This window comes from Aeromonas sp. 130281 (assembly GCF_056642115.1).
On sequence record NZ_JBWVQS010000029.1, the window covers coordinates 1 to 476 of the forward strand.

At 46.2% G+C, this 476-nt stretch carries 2 tRNA genes and 1 rRNA gene; all 3 read left to right on the top strand.

Going from position 1 to position 476, the window contains the following annotated elements:
* Nucleotides 1-62 (top strand): 16S ribosomal RNA (locus AC1IN8_RS21075); the annotation flags it as partial.
* 71 nt (nucleotides 63-133) lie between these two features.
* Nucleotides 134-210: transfer RNA gene (locus AC1IN8_RS21080), tRNA-Ile, on the top strand.
* Nucleotides 211-220: 10 nt separating this feature from the next.
* Nucleotides 221-296, top strand: a tRNA-Ala gene (locus AC1IN8_RS21085).
* Nucleotides 297-476 lie beyond the last annotated feature (180 nt).

Consider the following 476-nt stretch of genomic DNA (forward strand, 5'->3'; position numbering starts at 1 on the left):
TGACTGGGGTGAAGTCGTAACAAGGTAACCCTAGGGGAACCTGGGGTTGGATCACCTCCTTACCTTAAGATGTCGTGTTGTTGAGTGTTCACACAGATTGCCTTGATTCAAGTTTAGAGACAGTACACGAAGTGGGTCTGTAGCTCAGGTGGTTAGAGCGCACCCCTGATAAGGGTGAGGTCGGTGGTTCGAGTCCACTCAGACCCACCACTTCGATTACGGGGCTATAGCTCAGCTGGGAGAGCGCCTGCTTTGCACGCAGGAGGTCTGCGGTTCGATCCCGCATAGCTCCACCATATCGTACTGTGTTTGTCAGAAGACAAAGCCATGAATTGGATAGCAATATTCAGTCAATGCCTTTGACTTCTTTACGAAGTTTGCTCTTTAACAATCTGGAAAGCTGATTTAAAAAGTAGTTCTCAAACATTTGTTACAAGTGCTTTGGAAACTTCTTGGCGAAAACCAAAATTTATTTT